At 60.4% G+C, this 18,710-nt stretch carries 21 protein-coding genes and 1 other RNA gene; 8 read left to right on the top strand and 14 right to left on the bottom strand.

What is annotated here, in order from left to right; genetic code table 11:
- Positions 1-161: 161 nt before the first annotated feature.
- Genes SOP95_RS11825 through SOP95_RS11805 form a run of 5 tightly spaced genes read right to left on the bottom strand, consistent with a single transcriptional unit; the run spans position 162 to position 4,971 of the window.
- Positions 162-1,379, bottom strand: coding sequence for a 2-octaprenyl-3-methyl-6-methoxy-1,4-benzoquinol hydroxylase (locus SOP95_RS11825; protein WP_323607229.1), 1,218 nt, complete (start codon positions 1,377-1,379; stop codon positions 162-164).
- 9 nt (positions 1,380-1,388) lie between these two features.
- Positions 1,389-1,874 carry a DUF4442 domain-containing protein gene (locus SOP95_RS11820; RefSeq protein WP_274073647.1) on the bottom strand — a complete coding sequence of 162 codons (486 nt, stop codon included), beginning with the start codon at positions 1,872-1,874 and terminating at the stop codon, positions 1,389-1,391.
- Positions 1,867-3,054, bottom strand: a complete 1,188-nt coding sequence (gene ubiH, locus SOP95_RS11815; protein ID WP_323607216.1) for a 2-octaprenyl-6-methoxyphenyl hydroxylase — start codon at positions 3,052-3,054, stop codon at positions 1,867-1,869. The genes SOP95_RS11820 and ubiH overlap by 8 nt, the downstream gene beginning before the upstream one ends.
- On the bottom strand, positions 3,051-4,385 hold the full coding sequence (gene pepP, locus SOP95_RS11810) for a Xaa-Pro aminopeptidase (protein WP_274073649.1): 1,335 nt from the start codon (positions 4,383-4,385) through the stop codon (positions 3,051-3,053). Before pepP ends, ubiH begins: the two co-directional genes overlap by 4 nt.
- 28 nt (positions 4,386-4,413) lie before the next feature.
- Positions 4,414-4,971 carry a YecA/YgfB family protein gene (locus tag SOP95_RS11805; RefSeq protein ID WP_274073650.1) on the bottom strand — a complete coding sequence of 186 codons (558 nt, stop codon included), beginning with the start codon at positions 4,969-4,971 and terminating at the stop codon, positions 4,414-4,416.
- Positions 4,972-5,165: 194 nt separating this feature from the next.
- Between SOP95_RS11805 and SOP95_RS11795 the strand changes: the two genes are divergently transcribed.
- From SOP95_RS11795 to SOP95_RS11780, 4 genes are all read left to right on the top strand, one after another.
- On the top strand, positions 5,166-5,375 hold the full coding sequence (locus tag SOP95_RS11795; protein WP_007982902.1) for a TIGR02449 family protein: 210 nt from the start codon (positions 5,166-5,168) through the stop codon (positions 5,373-5,375).
- Positions 5,372-5,689: a cell division protein ZapA gene (locus tag SOP95_RS11790; RefSeq protein WP_008055229.1), complete on the top strand. Its 318-nt coding sequence runs from the start codon at positions 5,372-5,374 to the stop codon at positions 5,687-5,689. The genes SOP95_RS11795 and SOP95_RS11790 overlap by 4 nt, the downstream gene beginning before the upstream one ends.
- Before the next feature lie 30 nt (positions 5,690-5,719).
- Positions 5,720-5,898, top strand: a non-coding RNA gene (gene ssrS, locus SOP95_RS11785) — 6S RNA.
- Between the two features lie 87 nt (positions 5,899-5,985).
- Positions 5,986-6,591, top strand: a complete 606-nt coding sequence (locus SOP95_RS11780; RefSeq protein ID WP_274073651.1) for a 5-formyltetrahydrofolate cyclo-ligase — start codon at positions 5,986-5,988, stop codon at positions 6,589-6,591.
- A gap of 35 nt (positions 6,592-6,626) precedes the next feature.
- On the opposite strand, the gene SOP95_RS11775 is transcribed toward SOP95_RS11780, so the two are convergent.
- Positions 6,627-6,782: a hypothetical protein gene (locus SOP95_RS11775; RefSeq protein WP_274073652.1), complete on the bottom strand. Its 156-nt coding sequence runs from the start codon at positions 6,780-6,782 to the stop codon at positions 6,627-6,629.
- A 196-nt stretch (positions 6,783-6,978) separates the two neighbouring features.
- Between SOP95_RS11775 and SOP95_RS11770 the strand changes: the two genes are divergently transcribed.
- Entirely contained in the window at positions 6,979-7,431 is a 453-nt protein-coding gene (locus SOP95_RS11770; RefSeq protein WP_274073653.1) for an EVE domain-containing protein, read from the top strand.
- A gap of 140 nt (positions 7,432-7,571) precedes the next feature.
- On the opposite strand, the gene SOP95_RS11765 is transcribed toward SOP95_RS11770, so the two are convergent.
- On the bottom strand, positions 7,572-7,976 hold the full coding sequence (locus SOP95_RS11765) for a flagellar basal body-associated protein FliL (protein ID WP_274073654.1): 405 nt from the start codon (positions 7,974-7,976) through the stop codon (positions 7,572-7,574).
- A 150-nt stretch (positions 7,977-8,126) separates the two neighbouring features.
- Here SOP95_RS11765 and SOP95_RS11760 point away from each other — a divergent pair, with 150 nt between their 5' ends.
- Entirely contained in the window at positions 8,127-9,104 is a 978-nt protein-coding gene (locus SOP95_RS11760) for an NADPH:quinone oxidoreductase family protein (RefSeq protein WP_274073655.1), read from the top strand.
- 65 nt (positions 9,105-9,169) lie between these two features.
- On the opposite strand, the gene SOP95_RS11755 is transcribed toward SOP95_RS11760, so the two are convergent.
- A complete protein-coding gene (locus SOP95_RS11755) occupies positions 9,170-9,784 on the bottom strand; it encodes an energy transducer TonB (RefSeq protein WP_323607214.1) in 615 nt (204 codons plus the stop codon).
- A gap of 328 nt (positions 9,785-10,112) precedes the next feature.
- Here SOP95_RS11755 and glpT point away from each other — a divergent pair, with 328 nt between their 5' ends.
- On the top strand, positions 10,113-11,462 hold the full coding sequence (glpT, locus tag SOP95_RS11750) for a glycerol-3-phosphate transporter (RefSeq protein ID WP_323607213.1): 1,350 nt from the start codon (positions 10,113-10,115) through the stop codon (positions 11,460-11,462).
- On the opposite strand, the gene SOP95_RS11745 is transcribed toward glpT, so the two are convergent.
- The 6 genes from SOP95_RS11745 to SOP95_RS11720 all read right to left on the bottom strand — a co-directional run bounded on the left by SOP95_RS11745 (position 11,438) and on the right by SOP95_RS11720 (position 17,659).
- Complete coding sequence (locus SOP95_RS11745) at positions 11,438-12,106, bottom strand: gamma-glutamylcyclotransferase (RefSeq protein ID WP_323607212.1); 669 nt, start codon at positions 12,104-12,106, stop codon at positions 11,438-11,440. The two genes, glpT and SOP95_RS11745, sit on opposite strands and share 25 nt — an antisense overlap.
- Before the next feature lie 312 nt (positions 12,107-12,418).
- Positions 12,419-13,387, bottom strand: a complete 969-nt coding sequence (locus SOP95_RS11740) for a CDP-6-deoxy-delta-3,4-glucoseen reductase (protein ID WP_323607211.1) — start codon at positions 13,385-13,387, stop codon at positions 12,419-12,421.
- On the bottom strand, positions 13,387-14,853 hold the full coding sequence (ubiD, locus tag SOP95_RS11735; RefSeq protein ID WP_323607210.1) for a 4-hydroxy-3-polyprenylbenzoate decarboxylase: 1,467 nt from the start codon (positions 14,851-14,853) through the stop codon (positions 13,387-13,389). Before ubiD ends, SOP95_RS11740 begins: the two co-directional genes overlap by 1 nt.
- Before the next feature lie 139 nt (positions 14,854-14,992).
- Complete coding sequence (gene rho / locus SOP95_RS11730) at positions 14,993-16,252, bottom strand: transcription termination factor Rho (protein ID WP_003206716.1); 1,260 nt, start codon at positions 16,250-16,252, stop codon at positions 14,993-14,995.
- Between the two features lie 248 nt (positions 16,253-16,500).
- On the bottom strand, positions 16,501-16,830 hold the full coding sequence (gene trxA, locus SOP95_RS11725) for a thioredoxin TrxA (RefSeq protein ID WP_003206727.1): 330 nt from the start codon (positions 16,828-16,830) through the stop codon (positions 16,501-16,503).
- 121 nt (positions 16,831-16,951) lie between these two features.
- A complete protein-coding gene (locus SOP95_RS11720; RefSeq protein ID WP_274073664.1) occupies positions 16,952-17,659 on the bottom strand; it encodes a FadR/GntR family transcriptional regulator in 708 nt (235 codons plus the stop codon).
- A 256-nt stretch (positions 17,660-17,915) separates the two neighbouring features.
- Between SOP95_RS11720 and SOP95_RS11715 the strand changes: the two genes are divergently transcribed.
- Entirely contained in the window at positions 17,916-18,701 is a 786-nt protein-coding gene (locus SOP95_RS11715; RefSeq protein WP_323607207.1) for a transporter substrate-binding domain-containing protein, read from the top strand.
- Positions 18,702-18,710: the final 9 nt, after the last annotated feature.

Below are 18,710 nucleotides of genomic sequence, written 5' to 3'. Positions count from 1 at the left end.
ACAGTTTGCGGAGGAGTTACCAGATGTTGCACAGGCCCGCGAATTTGCTGCGATCCCTGTAGGAGCTGCCGCAGGCTGCGATCTTTTGATTTTGCTTTTAAAAAGAGCAAGATCAAAAAATCGCAGCCTGCGGCAGCTCCTACAGGGGTATAGGGGAGGTGTCAGGCCTTGGCGAGGGCCGGCAGGTCGCCGATCAATCCCAACGCCTCACGCACGAACAGCGCCTTGGCCTCGGGCATCCGGTCGACCATCTTCAACCCGGTATTACGCAACCAGCGCACCGGCAATGGATCAGCCTGGAACAGCCGTTCGAAGCCTTCCATCGCCGCCATCAGCGCCAGGTTATGCGGCATGCGCCGACGCTCATATCGACTCAACACCTTCACATCCGCCAGGCGCTCGCCACGCGTGTTGGCCTGCAACAGGACTTCAGCCAGCACCGCCGCATCGAGGAAACCGAGGTTCACGCCCTGCCCGGCCAATGGATGAATGGTGTGCGCCGCGTCGCCGATCAGGGCCAGGCCCTCGGCCACGTAACGCTTGGCATGGCGCTGACGCAGGGGCACGCACAGACGCGGGTCGGCGCTGAGCACGCTGCCTAGCCGGCCTTCGAAGGCCCGCTCCAGCGCGCGACAGAAACCCTCGTCATCCAGCGCCATCAGCTGTTCGGCTTCGCCAGGAGTGGTCGACCAGACGATCGAGCACCAATCCTGCTGACCGTCGCGCTCCAGCGGCAGGAACGCCAGCGGACCGTTGTCGGTAAACCGCTGCCAGGCGGTCGCTTGATGGGGCTTGGAACTGCGCACGCTGGTGACGATGGCGTGGTGCAGGTAATCCCACTCCCGCGTGGCGACACCGGTCAGGCGCCGCACCGCCGAGTTGGCGCCATCCGCCGCGATCACCAGCGGCGCGCGCAAGGTACGGCCATCGGCCAGGGTCAGCAGCCAGTCGTCGCCGGAGCGGCGCATCTGCTCCAGTCGCGCGTTGGCCAGCATGCCCAGGTCACAGTCGTGCAATCGGTCGAGCAAAGCGTCCTGAACCACACGGTTCTCGACGATATGACCCAGTACCTCCGCGTGCACACTGGTCGCGGAAAAATGGATTTGCCCTGTGCCGCTGCCATCCCAGACCTGCATCTCGCTGTAAGGGCTGCTGCGCCGGCTGGCGATGCCGTCCCAGACACCCAGGCGTTCGAGAATTCGCTGACTGGCAATGGACAATGCACTCACTCGCGGCTCGAACGGCGCTTGCGGGTCATAGGGTTTGACGCTCATCGGGCTGCCATCGAGCAGCAGGACTTCCAGCCCGCTGTCCTGCAACGCCAGCGCCAGGGCGCTGCCGACCATTCCGGCCCCGACAATCAGCAGATCTGCGCGCATTTCCATGCTTTAAGCCTGTCTCGCTTGCGGCTTGAGCCGCACGTAAAGGGTTTTTCCGACACGCGCCACCAGGTTACCGGCGCCGTCATGAATATCGACCTGCAATTGCGGCAGGTACTTCCTGCCATCCGCCGTCTGCCGCCGGATCTCGTCGAGCAGGGTGTCGTCAATGTTGAAACGGGCAAACACCGGGCCTTTGCCCGGCGCGATGAAATCGATGTCGGCGGCCTTGTCCCAGACGATGTAATCGCGACCCAGGTTTTCCATCAACATCAACATGAAGAACGGGTCGACCATCGAATACAGGCTGCCGCCGAACTGCGTGCCGACGTAATTGCGGTTGTACCAGCTCAGGCCCATGGACACCTGGACGTCACGAAAGTCATCGCTGATGTGCCGTACCCGAACCCCGGCCCCAAGGTACGGCGGGTAGAGGTTCATGAACCGGCACATGAGGCGGGCCTTGCCAAACCGGCGGGTCAGCCACTTAAACATCAGGACGGGTACCCAGGCCCATGGCTTGCCGGGCGAACCAGCGCTTGGCCGGCGGCAGCAGGTCCAGGCCGAGCAGGCCCAGGTTGCGACCCAGTGATACCAGGGGCTGGGTGCTGCCGAACAGGCGCGTGACCTGGTCGGAGAATCCGACGGTGAGGTTCTGGTCCAGTCGCTGGCGCTCGCGGTAATCCTGCAAGGTGGCGAAATTGCCCGGCAGTTGTTCGCTGGCGAGCAGTGCATCGGCCAGCGCCTGGGCATCGCGCAGGGACAGGTTGAAGCCCTGGCCGGCAATCGGGTGCAGGCTGTGGGCCGCATTGCCGAGCACCACCAGGTGCGAGCGCACCTGCTCTTCGGCCTCCACCAGCGCCAGCGGATACAAGTGCCGCACACCGACTTGCTTCAACGTGCCGAGGCGATAACCGAATACCCCCTGCAGCTCGCTCAGGAAACTGCGCTCATCGAGGGCGGCCAGGCGTTGCGCATCCATGCCCTGACGCGTCCAGACCAGCGCACAGCGGTTGTCCGGCAACGGCAGCAACGCCATCGGGCCATCGTCGGTGAAGCGCTCGAACGCCATGCCGTCATGGGCTTCGCTCGGGGTGATGTTGGCGATCAGCGCGCTCTGGTTGTACGGGCGCTTCCTGATGCCGATGCCCAGTTGCTCACGCAGGCCGGAACGGCCGCCATCGGCGAGCACCGCGAGATCACAATCGAACGAGGTTTCATCACTCAGGGTCAGGCGGTAGCCGTCGGTGAGCGGCTCCATGCGCGTGACTTCCGCCGGGCAACGCCAGCTGATCACGTCCTTGTCCAGGCCTTGCCACAGACAATGGCCGAGCCAGGCGTTTTCCACCACGTAACCCAGCGCCGGAACGCCCTCTTCCATCGCCGACAGTCGCGCCGTGGAAAAACGCCCGCGGTCAGAGACGTGGATCTGCTTGATCGGCTCGGCGCGGCGGGAGATTTCCTGCCAGGCGCCCAAGCGCTGGTAAATCTGCCGCGCACCGAAGGACAACGCCGTGGAGCGTGCGTCGTAACTGGGTTGATAGGCGTCACCGGGGGCAAACGGTTCGATCAGCACGATCTTCCAGCCACGCGCCTTTGCCCCGGCCTGCAAGGCCAACGCCAGACTGGCACCGACCAGGCCGCCACCGATAATCGCCAGGTTGAATCGACTCATGCCGCTTGTGTCCGTGCTTGCGCCATCAGGGCCTCGATTTCGGCGACCGTTTTCGGCACGCCTTTAGTCAGGATTTCACAGCCGGTTTTGGTGACCACCACGTCGTCCTCGATGCGCACGCCAATGCCGCGCCATTTCTTCGCTACGTTCTGGTTGTCTGCAGCGATATAAATCCCCGGCTCCACGGTCAGCGCCATGCCGACTTCCAGCACGCGCCATTCACCGCCGACCTTGTACTCGCCGACGTCGTGCACATCCATGCCCAGCCAATGGCCGGCGCGGTGCATGTAAAACGCCTTGTAGGCCTCGCTGGCAATCAGTTCGTCGACATCGCCTTGCAGCAAGCCCAACTCGACCAGACCCGCAGTGATCACGCGGACCGTGGCTTCGTGCGCCTGATTCCAGTGCTTGTTCGGGGCAATCTCGGCAAACGCGGCCTCCTGGGCAGCCAGCACCAACTCGTAGATCGCCTTCTGTTCCGCGGAATACTTGCCGTTGACCGGCCAGGTGCGAGTGATGTCGCTGGCGTAGCAGTCAATCTCGCACCCGGCGTCGATCAGCACCAGATCGCCGTCCTTGAGCAGCGCGTCATTCTGCTGGTAGTGCAGGATGCAGCTATTGCGCCCTGCGGCGACGATCGACCCGTAGGCGGGCATCTTGGCCCCGCCCTTGCGAAATTCGTAATCGAGCTCGGCCTCCAGGCTGAACTCATGCAGCCCGACACGGCTGGCCTGCATCGCGCGCACGTGCGCCTGGGCGGAAATCCGTGCGGCTTCGCGCATCACTTTCACTTCTGCCGCCGATTTATACAGGCGCATGTCGTGCAGCAGATGATCCAGGGCAACGTATTCGTTCGGCGGCTGGGCGCCGAGGCTGGCCTTGGAGCGGATCACGTTGATCCAGTCCATCAGGTGCCGGTCGAACTCCGGGTTGCTGCCCATGGCCGAATACACCCGGTCACGGCCTTCGATCAGGCCTGGCAGGATGTCGTCGATATCGGTGATCGGGAAGGCGTCGTCGGCACCGAAGTCGCGAATCGCGCCCTCTTGCCCGGCACGCAGGCCGTCCCACAACTCGCGCTCGGCGTTGCGTTCACGGCAGAACAGGATGTATTCGCCATGCACACGCCCCGGCATCAGGACCAGTACGGCCTGGGGCTCGGGAAAACCGCTGAGGTACTGGAAGTCGCTGTCCTGACGGTAGACGTGCTCTACGTCGCGGTTGCGAATGGCCACCGCGGCGGCAGGCAGGATGGCGATGCTGTTGGGTTCCATCTGCGCCATCAGGGCCTTGCGGCGACGGCTGTATTCCGCTTTCGGGATATGAATCATGGGCAGATGGCTTTCCCTGGCTTTTTGATCAGTGCAGCGACGGCTTGGCGGCAGCCGCCACGTCTTTTTTGGTTTCGGAGAACAGCAGCAACGGCGCGATGCGCACGTACTCCATGACTTCCATATAGTCGCTTTCGCCGTCGTCCGACTCTTCCAGTGCTTCTTGCACCTGGGAAATGGCTGCAAGGTCCTGCAACACTTCGGTGGCCTCCAGGCTCAGGCTGCTGCTGTCGCGGCAGTTCAGGCCGAAACCGCTGAGGAAGCCCTGGCACCATTGGCCCAGTGCCGCGGCACGCTCGGCGAGCGGGGCGTCATCGGTCGGCAGCAACAGGACCACGGTCACGTCGTCGCCGGTGAGCTCGCCCTTGACCATCTCCTGCAGGCCGATCAAGGCGCTGCGAACGTTGTCCTGAGGCTCGTTTTCGAGCAGTTCGGCGGCGTCGATCAGCCAGCCTTCGGCCTCGAAACCGGCGCCGGCGCAGCTACGGCCGAGCAACAGGCCGTGCAGTTCGGCAGGCGAGACGTTATGACCGCTGGAAGTCAGCAGGTTGGCGAAGGCTTGGTACGGGGAATTCTGAATGGTCATGGGCAGCTAGGCGCCAGACGGCGCTATGTCTAGAATGAAGGCCTTGTATCCTACATCGACTACCCCTGTAGGAGCGAGCTTGCTCGCGATGGTCGTCAACGATAACGTTGGTTACCTGACACCCCGCGGCGATCTCTGGTTCATCGCGAGCAAGCTCGCTCCTACAGTCCATCACCCATCAGACAGTGAAGACAATGGAAGACACCGACCTGCAAGCGCTGATGGCCAGACTCGAACTGCTGATTACCCGAGTCGAGCAACTTAAGAGCCAAAACGGACTCTTACTAGCTCAGGAAAAGACCTGGCGCGAGGAACGCGCGCACCTCATTGAAAAAAACGAAATCGCCCGGCGTAAGGTCGAATCGATGATTTCGCGCCTCAAGGCCCTGGAGCAAGACTCATGAGTTCAAGCAATAGCGTCACTGTGCAGATCCTCGACAAAGAATATTCGATCATCTGCCCCCAGGAAGAACGCAGCAACCTGGTGAGCGCCGCCCGCTACCTGGACGGCAAGATGCGCGAAATCCGCAGCAGCGGCAAAGTCATCGGCGCCGATCGCATCGCCGTGATGGCCGCGTTGAACATCACCCACGACCTGCTGCACAAGGAAGAGCGACCGGACATCCAGGCCAGCGGTTCGACTCGCGAACAGGTGCGCGACCTGCTCGATCGAGTCGATCTGGTGCTCGCCACTGATCCGGATGTCACCAAAGGCTGATTCGTGTCACCGCTTGCGGTATACTCTGATCACTCCCTGGGGTGCTTGCCAGTTGGCGATGTCCCTGAGCCGATTTGCTATACCCTGGAGGTTGCACGTTGGGCTGGTGTGCATGTCCGCTAGACGGAAAGCCTGAAAGCCTACTGCATCTTCCACCTTGAACTTTCGGGTTCAAGGGCTAAGTCGACAGCGGTACATCCGGGGAGCCTGATTCCAGTCCGATGCCGGTTTAAATACCGGCATCGGCGTTTTTATAGATACGATATCTGTAATTGCATTACCGAAGCCCCGAATCCATGACCGAACCTGCGCTGCTCCCTCGCCCGCAACTTCGACGCATGTTGCGCAAGGCCCGCCGCGCACTGACGCCCTGTCAGCAACGCCAGGCGGCCCGCGGGCTGTACAAGCAATTGGCCCAGCAACCGCTGTTTCGCCGCGCCAGGCACATCTCCCTTTATCTGCCCACTGACGGTGAAATCGATCCGCGCCTGCTGCTGCGTGCGGCTCAACGTCGGGGCAAGGCCACCTATCTACCGGTGCTCAGCGCCTGGCCGCGCACCAAGATGGTGTTCCAGCGCATCCGCCCCGGCGAAAAACTCAGGCTCAATCGCTTCCGTATCCTGGAACCCAGGCACAACCTCGCCCGGCAACGTAAAGTCTGGGCGCTGGATCTGGTGCTGCTGCCATTGGTGGGGTTTGACGATGTCGGCGGGCGCCTGGGCATGGGCGGCGGCTTCTATGATCGCAGCCTGGCCTACCTGGCGCGCCGCAATGACTGGCGCAAGCCGACGTTGCTGGGGCTGGCCCACGAATGTCAGAAGGTCGAGCGACTGGCTCAGGCGAGCTGGGATGTGCCGTTGCAAGGAACGGTGACGGACAAGGCCTGGTATTACGCAGGCTAGACGCCACCGGATTCAGCGGCGTCGAAAAGCGCGGATCAGCGTTTGAAGGCTGTCGACTGTTGCTGCAATGACGAGATTTCGACCGGTGCATCGTTCTTGTTGACCCACAGGCTTTGGGCATAGCCAGTGGTCACGACGCCGAGGCCGAACAAAATAACCAAAATCCATAGTAAATCCGGTTTGCGTTTCATCGATTGCCCCCCAAAGGCATATCAACACGATGACAGCAGCGGTTTCCGTTTGTTGGCCGTGCAGCAGCGTCAAGCTTGAAAGGCCGGCATTTTGCGACAACGTGAACCGGCACGCAAATGCTGGCGTCAACCGACTGTCGGTTTGTCATAAAATTGCCCAACAACCTCTCCACCCGCTACGCAAGGAGCCAGAACCATGGCCTATTGGCTGATGAAATCCGAGCCCGACGAGCTCTCGATCAAAGACTTGGAAAAGCTCGGCAAAGCGCGCTGGGACGGGGTTCGCAACTATCAGGCGCGTAACTTTTTGCGGGCAATGGCGGTGGGGGACGCGTTCTTTTTCTATCACTCGAGCTGCCCGGAGCCGGGGATTGCTGGCATCGGCAAGATTGTCGAAGCCGCGTATCCCGACCCGACGGCGCTCGAGCCTGAGAGCCACTACTACGATCCAAAGGCAACGGCAGAAAAAAACGCCTGGAGCGCGATTGATGTCGCGCATGTCGAGACGTTTTCCCGGGTGTTGAAACTCGATTATCTGAAGCAGCAGACGGCGCTGGCCGAGATGCCGCTGGTGCAGAAGGGCTCGCGGCTGTCGGTGATGCCGGTGACAGAGGAGCAGTGGGCGGCGGTGATTGCGCTCAAGCCGTAATATTTGCAGCGACTCTGCGAATGCCTTCGCTGGCAAGCCAGCTCCTACAGGGTTCTGTGGTGAATGCAGGATTGTGATTCACCACAAACCTTGCAGGAGCTGGCTTGCCAGCGAAGAGGCCGGTAAAGGCGCTGCAAAACTTATTGGATGATCAGGTTGTTGAACAACAAATCCTCAACCACCGGCTTGCCCGTTTCATCATTCATGATCTGCTGGGTTTGCTTCAAGGCTTCCTGACGCAGCTTTTCCTTGGCCTCGACATTGTTCATCGTCTCGCTGGACTGCTGGGCAAACAACGCCACCAGTTGATTGCGAATCAGCGGCTCGTTGGCCTTCACCGCCTTGGTGGCCTCGTCCCCCGTCACACGCAAGGCCACATCGGCCTTGTAGACCTTGAGCTTGGGCGTGCCATCCAACCCGTAGTTGCCCACGAACGGCGGGCTCAAGGTGACGTAATTGACCTTCGGCGCCACCTCTTCCTTTTCCTCGGCCACCGCTGCCACAGGTAGGGACAGGGCCAGCAACAACATGATCCACGCTTTCACAATTCGCTCCTTATCCGGTTTGCGGCCCAGCATAACCACCCGCCACGCCAACACAAGCTTATGGCTGACTATCAGGCCCGGGCATGCTCGTTGACCCGTCGACTCACACACCTACACTTATCGGCCATCACTCCAAAAGGAATAGCCCTGATGAAAGCCGTGCTGTGCAAAGCCTTCGGTCCTGCCGAATCGCTGGTGCTGGAAGACGTCGCCAGTCCTGTCGCGAAGAAGAACGAAATCCTGCTGGAGGTACACGCCGCCGGGGTGAACTTCCCCGACACGCTGATCATCGAGGGCAAGTACCAGTTCAAGCCGCCCTTCCCTTTTTCCCCGGGCGGTGAAGCCGCAGGCATCGTCAGCGAAGTGGGCGAAAAGGTCAGCCACCTGAAAGTCGGCGACCGGGTCATGGCCCTGACCGGCTGGGGCAGTTTTGCCGAACAGGTCGCAGTGCCCGGCTACAACGTATTGCCGATCCCGCCCTCCATGGACTTCAACACCGCCGCCGCCTTCAGCATGACCTACGGCACCTCGATGCACGCCCTCAAGCAACGCGGCAACCTGCAACCCGGCGAAACCCTGCTGGTACTGGGCGCCTCCGGCGGTGTCGGCCTGGCGGCAGTGGAAATCGGCAAGGCCATGGGCGCCCGGGTGATCGCCGCGGCCAGCAGCGCGGAAAAACTCGCCGTGGCCAAGGCTGCGGGCGCCGATGAACTGATCAACTACAGCGAAACCAGCCTCAAGGACGAAATCAAGCGCCTGACCGACGGCCAGGGCGCCGACGTGATCTACGACCCGGTGGGTGGCGACCTGTTCGACCAGGCCATCCGCGCCATCGCCTGGAACGGCCGACTGCTGGTGGTCGGTTTCGCCAGCGGCCGCATTCCCGAACTGCCGGTGAACCTGGCACTGCTCAAGGGTGCAGCGGTATTGGGCGTATTCTGGGGCTCGTTTGCCCAGCGCCAGCCCCAGGACAACGCCGCGAACTTCCAGCAATTGTTTGGCTGGTTTGCAGAGGGCAAGTTGAAGCCGCTGGTGTCGCAGGTGTATCCGTTGAGCAATGCGGCGCAGGCCATCAATGATCTTGGCCAGCGCAAGGCGGTCGGGAAGGTGGTGGTGCAGGTTCGCTGAATCAGCGCATGATAAAAAAGGCCAGAACAACTGACATGGTTCTTCTGGTCCTTTCGTTTATATGCCTAGAGCAATTTGCGAATGTCCTCCGGCAAAAACCTCGCGTACCTGGAAACAGGTCTGTTCATGCATTGCCTGACAATCACCGGCACCTTCCTGTTCAGCTGGGCTATCAGCGCAAGACGTCGCTCATTGCTCAGCGTTGTCGTAGAAAACGCGTTCGACAGGTAAGCACGGGTATAGTGAAACGCGGCGACATCCCCCCAGGCATGATCCGGGGTACGAACAGTTCTTTCGTTGAGATCCCGACATTTCAATTCCTTAAGCCATTTGTTGAGGTCAATTGGCAGCGCTGAATCGTATCTGAAGATCATCGGTGCTATCACTTCCTGCTCCGCTGGTTTGTCACCCTCGACCGTCCACGGCTTGAATCGCCATTGCTCAATCGCCACTCTGGTCGCCTCAGCGAGATCGGGATGGTCGCTTTGCAAAATGCTCACCTTGCTGACCGATCCATCGGCATTGACCATAAATCTGACCCGAACATCACCAATGATCCCGGCCCGTTGAAGTGCCGGCGGGTAAATCGGCTTCGGGTTATTGTCCGGTATCAGGAAAACCTCCCCGGCCAGGATTTCGCCAGACATCACCAGCATGAGCATCAACACAAACCACCGCATAAACCTTCCCCCTCACACCTGAAATGCCATGTCTGGCAGTAGGACTAAGGGTAGAGATGCAGGGTTTTAAGCTGAAGGTCATGGTGTCTGGTAGTAACGCAGGACATTTCCCAAAAACCTGCCCTATTCCTGGCAAATCAGGCTTATCGAAACGCCAAGAGTAATTATTCCTACACCGCCCTTCATTTACACCTGAGCGACATGTTCATAAATGAACGCTTGAATTCCAACATTTCCGCTGTTTTGCCGATGCGAACCGATGCTATTTTCGATAACGAAACTGTAACATTCGCATCCGCAGTCAAAACAAGAAATTTGGAGCTCTTGAATGTTTGCTTTCTTTCGTCCTGCCACGCATCAGGCTCCCCTGCCTGAAGAAAAAATAGACAGCACCTACCGACGCCTGCGCTGGCAGATCTTCGCCGGTATCTTTATCGGTTACGCCGGTTACTACCTGCTGCGTAAAAACTTCTCCCTGGCCATGCCTTATCTGATCGAAGAGGGCTACACCCGTGGAGAACTGGGGGTGGCGTTGTCGGCGATTGCCATCGCCTACGGCTTGTCCAAGTTCCTGATGGGCATCGTTTCCGACCGTTCCAACCCGCGTTACTTTCTGCCGTTCGGCCTGGTGGTCTCGGCGGCGGTGATGTTCACGTTCGGTTTTGCCCATTGGGCGACGTCCAGCGTGACCATCATGTTCGTCCTGCTGTTCATCAATGGCTGGGCGCAGGGCATGGGCTGGCCGCCGAGCGGGCGGACCATGGTGCACTGGTGGTCGCAGAAGGAACGCGGTGGCGTGGTGTCCCTGTGGAACGTGGCGCACAACGTCGGTGGCGGTCTGATCGGCCCGCTGTTCCTGATCGGCATGGGCCTGTTCAACGACTGGCACGCGGCGTTTTATGTGCCGGCGGCGGTGGCCATGGCCGTGGCGGTGTTTGCCTTCATCACCATGCGCGACACCCCGCAATCGGTCGGCCTGCCACCGATCGAGAAGTACAAGAACGATTACCCGGAAGGCTACGACGCCAGCCACGAAGAAGAATTCAGCGCCAAGGAAATCTTCGTCAAATACGTGCTGCGCAACAAAATGCTCTGGTACATCGCCTTGGCCAACGTCTTCGTCTACCTGCTGCGCTACGGCGTGCTGGACTGGGCGCCGACCTATCTCAAGGAAGCCAAGGGTTTCACCGTGGACAAGACGTCCTGGGCGTACTTCTTCTACGAGTGGGCCGGTATTCCGGGCACGCTGCTGTGCGGCTGGATGTCGGACAAGATCTTCCGTGGCAACCGTGGCCTGACCGGCATGATGTTCATGGCATTGGTGACCGTGGCGACGCTGGTGTACTGGCTCAACCCGGCGGGTAACCCGACGGTTGACATGATTGCGCTGGTGTCCATCGGCTTCCTGATCTACGGGCCGGTGATGTTGATCGGTTTGCAGGCGCTGGAACTGGCGCCGAAGAAAGCCGCCGGCACGGCTGCGGGCTTCACCGGTCTGTTCGGGTATCTAGGGGGATCGGTCGCGGCCAGTGCAGCGATGGGCTACACCGTGGACCATTTCGGCTGGGACGGCGGTTTCGTCTTGCTGATCGGTGCCTGCCTGCTGGCGATGGCCTTCCTTGCGCCGACGTTGTGGCACAAGCAGGTCGCCAGTCAGAGCCGCGAAGCACTCGCTTGATCGTCCTTTGACTTGCAGCGCTTGAGCCGCGCCTCCAGATTCCGGTCTGGCATGGCGTGGCTACGCAGGGCGTGGGCGGTCTGCTCGACATAATCGCGAGTGGTGCCGTAACGCCCGCAAGCGTTTTCGAACACGTGGCTCAGCACGTGATCCGGCAGGTTGCCAGCGTAGCTGGGCAGATGCCGCTCCAGAACGAATCCCAACGCCTGAACCTGGTTGCCGTCTTCTAGTCGGCAGTTGAGCCAGTGCGGGCGATAGGACGGGAATGGCATTTCTCTTTTCCACAGCGCATACAGCGAAGCGTCCAGTTGCTCCTCCGGCAAGCGGTAGGCGAACCCGCTGCAGGAGCCGCCGCGATCCAGGCCAAACACCAGGCCGGGCATTTCCGGCGTGCCGCGATGTTCGTGGGACCACAGGTACAAACCACGATGGTAGCCATGCACGCGACCGCGAACCCGCTCCACCGCCGTGCACTCCGGTCGCCAGATCAGTGAGCCGTAGGCGAACAGCCACACCGGGCCGCCCTTGTGGCGAGCCATGGTCGACTGCATCGAGCTGAGCAATTGTTCGTGCGTGAGCTGCGGCCCCAGATCGAGCCGCGGAGGGTAAGCCAGGTTCAAGATCGAAGGTTCAATGGCGCTCATGGCGAATAGCGTTCAGCTCCCCGCGAGTTAAGAGTTACTTAATAGAACGCACCGCTGTAACAATAAGGCACATATGTTTTTCAAAGCAATTCAAGTGCCATGGCAATGTTGTTAATTAATTACCTGAACACAATATAACCTACCGGCATTTATGTGATTTTATAAATACCGATAAGCTATATATGGGGTTATAACCTGTAGGAGCGAGCTTGCTCGCGATGGACTCAAGAGCGCCGCGGGCATCCTGACTGCCCGCGTAATCGTTAACGACCATCGCGAGCAAGCTCGCTCCTACAGTGTGGTGGGACAGAATCAGGATCGAGGGGCGTATGCGAACACGTCGGCGCGCATCTGGTGAGCGTCCATTCCTGCCTCGACCAGCGCGTCCAGGGTGCCGTAGACCATGGCAGGCGAGCCACTGGCATAGACATGCAGGGCCTTGAGGTCGGGGAAGTCTTCGCAGACCGCTTCATGCAACATGCCGCAGCGCCCCTGCCAGCCGCATTGGTCGCTGACGACTTTATGCAGGAACAGGTTGGGCAGTTTCAGCCACTCATCCCAATGTTCGATTTCGTAAAAGTCTTCAGGACGACGCACTCCCCAGTACAAGTGCACCGGGTGCTTGAAGCCTTCGGCGCGGCAATGTTCGATCAAGCCATGAACCTGGCCCATCCCGGTGCCCGCCGCAATCAGCACCAGCGGACCGTCCGGCAACTCGGCCAGGTGCGCATCACCGAACGGCATGTCGATACGCACCATCGTGTTGCGTTGCAGTTGCTCGATCAGGCTGAGCGCACTGGGTTCGCGCGCCAGCACGTGGATTTCCAGATCTCGCCCGCCAGAGGGCGCCGAGGCCAGGGAGAAGGAGGACTTGTCGCCGTTGTCACGATGGATCATCAGGTACTGGCCCGCGTGATAACGCGGTGGCTTGCCGGCAGGAGCCCGCAGCCGCACCCGCCAGGTATCGCCACCAACCTCGGTGCAACTGGTGACCTGACACGACAGACTGCGCACCGGCAATTCTCCCAGCGCGAGCACGCCATCCCACAGCACGATGCAGTCTTCCAGCGGCTCTGCAATGCAAGTGTAGAACTCGCCATGGTCGCGCACGAGACCTGCCTGCTCGACGCGGCCTTCCACCAGCAGCGCGGCGCACACGTGGCAGTTACCGTTGCGACAGCTTTGCGGGCATTCATAGCCCAGGCGGCGTGCGCCATCGAGAATCCGCTCGCCGGGCAAGATATCCAGTACTGCGCCGGAGGGCTGCAAGGTTACACGCATCAATCTATTCCTAACTGATTCCAGATGGCATCGATCCGTTGGGTCACGGCGTCGTCCTTGACGATTACACGGCCCCACTCACGCGTGGTTTCACCCGGCCATTTATGCGTGGCATCGAGCCCCATCTTCGAACCCAGGCCGGAAACCGGCGAGGCGAAGTCCAGGTAGTCGATCGGTGTGTTCTCGATCATCACCGTGTCGCGCTTGGGGTCCATGCGCGTGGTGATGGCCCAGATCACGTCGTTCCAGTCCCGCGCGTTGATATCGTCGTCAGTGACGATAACGAACTTGGTGTACATGAACTGTCGCAAAAACGACCAGACACCGAGCATTACCCGCTTGGCATGCCCCGGGTACGACTTCTTCATGGTCACGACGGCCATGCGGTACGAACAGCCCTCGGGTGGCAGGTAGAAGTCGGTGATTTCCGGGAACTGCTTCTGCAGGATCGGCACAAACACTTCGTTCAGCGCCACACCCAGGATCGCCGGCTCATCCGGTGGACGACCAGTGTAGGTGCTGTGGTAAATCGGCTTGATCCGGTGAGTAATGCGCTCGACGGTAAACACCGGGAAGCTGTCGACTTCGTTGTAGTAGCCGGTGTGGTCGCCGTACGGCCCTTCATCGGCCATCTCGCCCGGGTGAATCACCCCTTCAAGGATGATTTCGGCGGTGGCCGGCACTTGCAGGTCGTTGCCGCGGCACTTGACCAGTTCGGTCCGGTTGCCGCGCAGCAGGCCGGCAAAGGCGTATTCGGAAAGACTGTCTGGCACCGGGGTCACGGCACCGAGGATGGTCGCCGGGTCAGCCCCCAGCGCCACGGCCACCGGGAACGGCTGGCCAGGGTGTTTCTCGCACCATTCACGATAATCCAGCGCGCCGCCACGGTGACTCAGCCAGCGCATGATGACCTTGTTGCGGCCAATCACTTGCTGACGGTAGATACCGAGGTTCTGCCGGTCCTTGTTCGGCCCCTTGGTGACCGTCAGGCCCCAGGTGATCAGCGGGGCAACGTCGCCTGGCCAGCAGGTCTGCACGGGCAAGGTCGACAGGTCGACGTCGTCGCCTTCGACCACCACTTCCTGGCAGATCGCGTCTTTGACGACCTTGGGCGCCATCGAGATGATCTTGCGGAAGATCGGCAGCTTGGACCAGGCGTCTTTCAGCCCCTTCGGCGGCTCGGGTTCCTTGAGGAACGCCAGCAACTTGCCGATTTCACGCAGCTCGCTGACCGCTTCGGCGCCCATGCCCAACGCTACGCGCTCGGGGGTACCGAACAGGTTGCCGAGCACGGGAATGTCAAAACCGGTAGGTTTTTCGAATAGCAGGGCCGGGCCCTTGGCGCGCAAGGTGCGATCGCACACCTCGGTCATTTCGAGCACTGGGGACACCGGAACCTGGATGCGCTTGAGTTCGCCGCGCTTTTCCAGGCCGCTGATAAAGTCGCGCAAGTCGCGATACTGCATGCGTGAGCCTCGTATTGGCCGTGGCGTTCGGGGTGGGCAGTTTAGCGCCGAACCCCTCTATTCAGAACCACGAACTGGCGATTCATCAAAAATCAGATAGCAAAAAGCCGGGTTTCCCCGGCTTCTTGGCCCGTTCGACTTACTTGCGTTTCATCGACAGGAAGAACTCATCGTTGGTCTTGGTCGTTTTCAGCTTGTCGACCAGGAACTCGATGGCAGCGACTTCATCCATCGGATGCAGCAGCTTGCGCAGGATCCACATGCGCTGCAACTCGTCGTCGGCCGTCAGCAACTCTTCGCGGCGAGTACCGGAACGGTTGATGTTGATGGCCGGGAATACGCGCTTTTCAGCGATGCGACGGTCCAGAGGCAGTTCCATGTTGCCGGTGCCTTTGAATTCCTCGTAGATCACTTCGTCCATCTTCGAGCCGGTTTCAACCAGCGCGGTGGCGATGATGGTCAGCGAGCCGCCTTCTTCGATGTTCCGCGCAGCGCCGAAGAAACGTTTCGGTTTCTCCAGGGCGTGGGCATCGACACCACCGGTCAGTACTTTGCCGGAGCTCGGGATCACGGTGTTGTAGGCACGGGCCAGACGGGTGATGGAGTCGAGCAGGATCACCACGTCCTTCTTGTGTTCGACCAGGCGCTTGGCCTTCTCGATCACCATTTCGGCAACCTGCACGTGGCGGGTTGGCGGCTCATCGAACGTCGAGGCAACCACTTCGCCGCGCACGGTGCGCTGCATTTCGGTTACTTCTTCCGGACGTTCGTCGATCAGCAGCACGATCAGATGAACTTCAGGATTGTTACGGGCGATGTTCGCGGCGATGTTCTGCAGCATGATCGTCTTACCGGCTTTCGGCGGTGCAACGATCAGACCGCGCTGGCCTTTACCGATCGGGGCGCACAGGTCGATGACTCGACCGGTCAAGTCTTCGGTGGAACCGTTACCGGCTTCCATCTTCATGCGCACGGTCGGGAACAGCGGGGTCAGGTTCTCGAAGAGAATCTTGTTTTTCGCGTTTTCCGGACGGTCGAAGTTGATCGTGTCGACCTTGAGCAGCGCGAAATAACGCTCGCCTTCCTTCGGAGGGCGGATCTTGCCAACGATGGTGTCACCGGTGCGCAAGTTGAAGCGACGGATCTGGCTCGGCGAGACGTAGATATCGTCAGGGCCGGCAAGATAGGAGGCGTCTGCAGAGCGGAGGAAGCCGAAGCCGTCCTGGAGAATCTCCAGCACGCCATCACCGGAGATTTCCTCGCCGCTTTTCGCGTGCTTTTTCAGCAGGGAGAAAATCACGTCCTGCTTGCGCGAACGGGCCATATTTTCTATGCCCATCTGTTCGGCCAATTCGAGCAGTTCGGTAATCGGCTTTTGCTTGAGTTCAGTCAGATTCATATAGGAATGACGTAATCATTTATGGAGGGGGGAAATTAAGCTTTTGGCTTAATGAGGCCGCGCCGCGGAGAAGGCGACAGGATCGCGTACTTATTCGAAAAGGAGAGCGTCGGCGACGGCTAGCAGGGGGCACTGGAGAAACCAGCGCGGGGCCGAATGTAACACCTGAGTTTCGGAGCGTCTAGCCCTTCACAACGAAAAAAGCCCCGCTATTTGCGGGGCCTTTTTCTGACAGGCTGCTACGACGCTTAAATGTTGGCGTCGAGGAAAGCTGCCAGCTGCGACTTCGACAGTGCGCCGACCTTGGTCGCTTCAACGTTGCCGTTCTTGAACAGCATCAGCGTCGGGATACCACGCACGCCGTGCTTGGCGGGGGTTTCCTGGTTTTCGTCAATGTTCAGTTTGGCAACGGTCAGCTTGCCTTTGTAGGTCTCGGCAATTTCGTCCAGGACAGGAGCGATCATTTTGCAAGGGCCGCACCATTCAGCCCAGTAGTCGACCAGTACAGCGCCTTCAGCCTTGAGTACGTCGGCCTCGAAGCTAGCGTCGCTAACGTGTTTGATAAGATCGCTGCTCATGGAATTCTCCAGGGTTGTAAGCAAAAAAACGTGGCCCATCATAGCCGCCCTTCCCCCGTTCAGGAAGGTGCAGATGATTGAGTCTCGCTATGGTGTTACATGAGTTTGGGTATAGCTCAGGTCACGCGGTGGCGGGAGCGACGAAGGCGATTCCGGTACGCAGGGCCGCGTTGCGCACATGTTCGTGCATGGCCTTTTGCGCGGCCCCCGAGGCCCGGCGCGCCAGCGCGCGAAGGATTTTGCGGTGTTCCTGCCAGGTTTCCATGGCCCGTTCGGCCCGGATGAACGGTAGCTTCTGGCTCTCCAGGAAGATGTCGGCGCTGGCCGTCAGGATGCTCAGCATCGCCTGATTGCCGCTGGCCAACAGGATTCGACGGTGGAATTCGAAGTCCAGCCGCGCCGCCGCTTCAAAGTCGCCGGACTTCAGTTCGTTGCGCATGGCAGCGACGTTGTCTTCCAGCGCATCGAGCTCATCGGTACTCAAGGTCACGGCCGCAAGCCCCGCCGCGAATCCCTCCAGCGCATACCGCAACTGGAAGATATCCAAGGGCGAAGCCTGTGCCGCGAACGGCCAACCGGGCGCTGCCTCGCCTCGGGGCAACTCCACCGGCGACTGCACGAACACCCCTTTACCCGGCTGGATGCTGATCACACCCAGGGCACTGAGCGATGACAGCGCCTCGCGCAACGACGCCCGGCTGACCCCCAATTGCACGGCTAGGTCCCGCTGCGAGGGCAAGGCATCCCCCGGCACGAACCCCTGTTCGGTGATCAGTTTGCGGATGGCTTGCAGCGCCACTTCAGGTACGGCGCGGGAGATCGAATTCATGGTTTTCCACTAGAACCAGGCCAATGTGCGATCAGTTGTAAAGCTATTCGCCGCGCCCGGCAAGTCGTGCCCCATGGGGGTTCGGTAACGTTAACGGCTGCGCCATCGGGGTGCGAAACGCCACCGGACTGTTCAGACCAGTAAGACCGTGCAACGCCAACAAAACCGCGGCCTGGCGTCCGGGAAACGCCATGTTGGCATGGCCCGTGCTCTGTCGATCCGCAGAAATCACTTCTCGAAGATCCGGAGACTTGCCATGACCCAGCGTTACAGCGCCCTCCTCGCTGCCTTGTTCGCCAGCCTCGTGCTGAGCCAGGCACCCGCCCATGCCGACGCCCTGGAAGATGTGGTCCAGCGCGGCGTCCTCAAGGTCGCCGTGCCCCAGGATTTCCCGCCCTTTGGCTCGGTCGGCCCGGACATGAAACCGCGCGGCCTCGACATCGACACCGCCAAACTGCTGGCCGAACAGCTCAAGGTCAAACTCGAACTGACCCCGGTCAACAGCACCAACCGCATCCCGTTCCTGACCACCGGCAAGGTCGACCTGGTGATCTCCAGCCTGGGTAAAAACCCGGAGCGGGAAAAAGTCATCGATTTCTCCCGCGCCTACGCCCCCTTTTACCTCGCCGTGTTCGGGCCGCCAGACGCCGACATCAAAAGCCTGGACGACCTCAAGGGCAAGACCATCAGCGTCACCCGTGGCGCCATCGAAGACATCGAGCTGACCAAGGTCGCCCCCGAAGGCGTGACCATCAAGCGCTTCGAAGACAACAACTCGACCATCGCTGCCTATCTGGCGGGGCAAGTGGACCTGATCGCCAGCGGCAACGTGGTGATGGTCGCCATCAGCGAGAAGAGCCCGAAACGCGTGCCGGCGCTGAAAGTGAAGCTCAAGGACTCGCCGGTCTACGTCGGCGTGAACAAGAACGAGCCGGCGTTGCTGGACAAGGTCAACCAGATCCTCGTCACCGCCAAGAGCGACGGCGCGCTGGAGAAAAACGCCCTGACCTGGTTGAAAGAACCGCTGCCGGCCGACCTCTGATCCGGCGCG

This window comes from Pseudomonas sp. YuFO8 (genome assembly GCF_035065025.1).
Lineage (GTDB): Bacteria > Pseudomonadota > Gammaproteobacteria > Pseudomonadales > Pseudomonadaceae > Aquipseudomonas > Aquipseudomonas putida_AE.
This window is presented reverse-complemented; position numbering and strand designations above follow the sequence as displayed.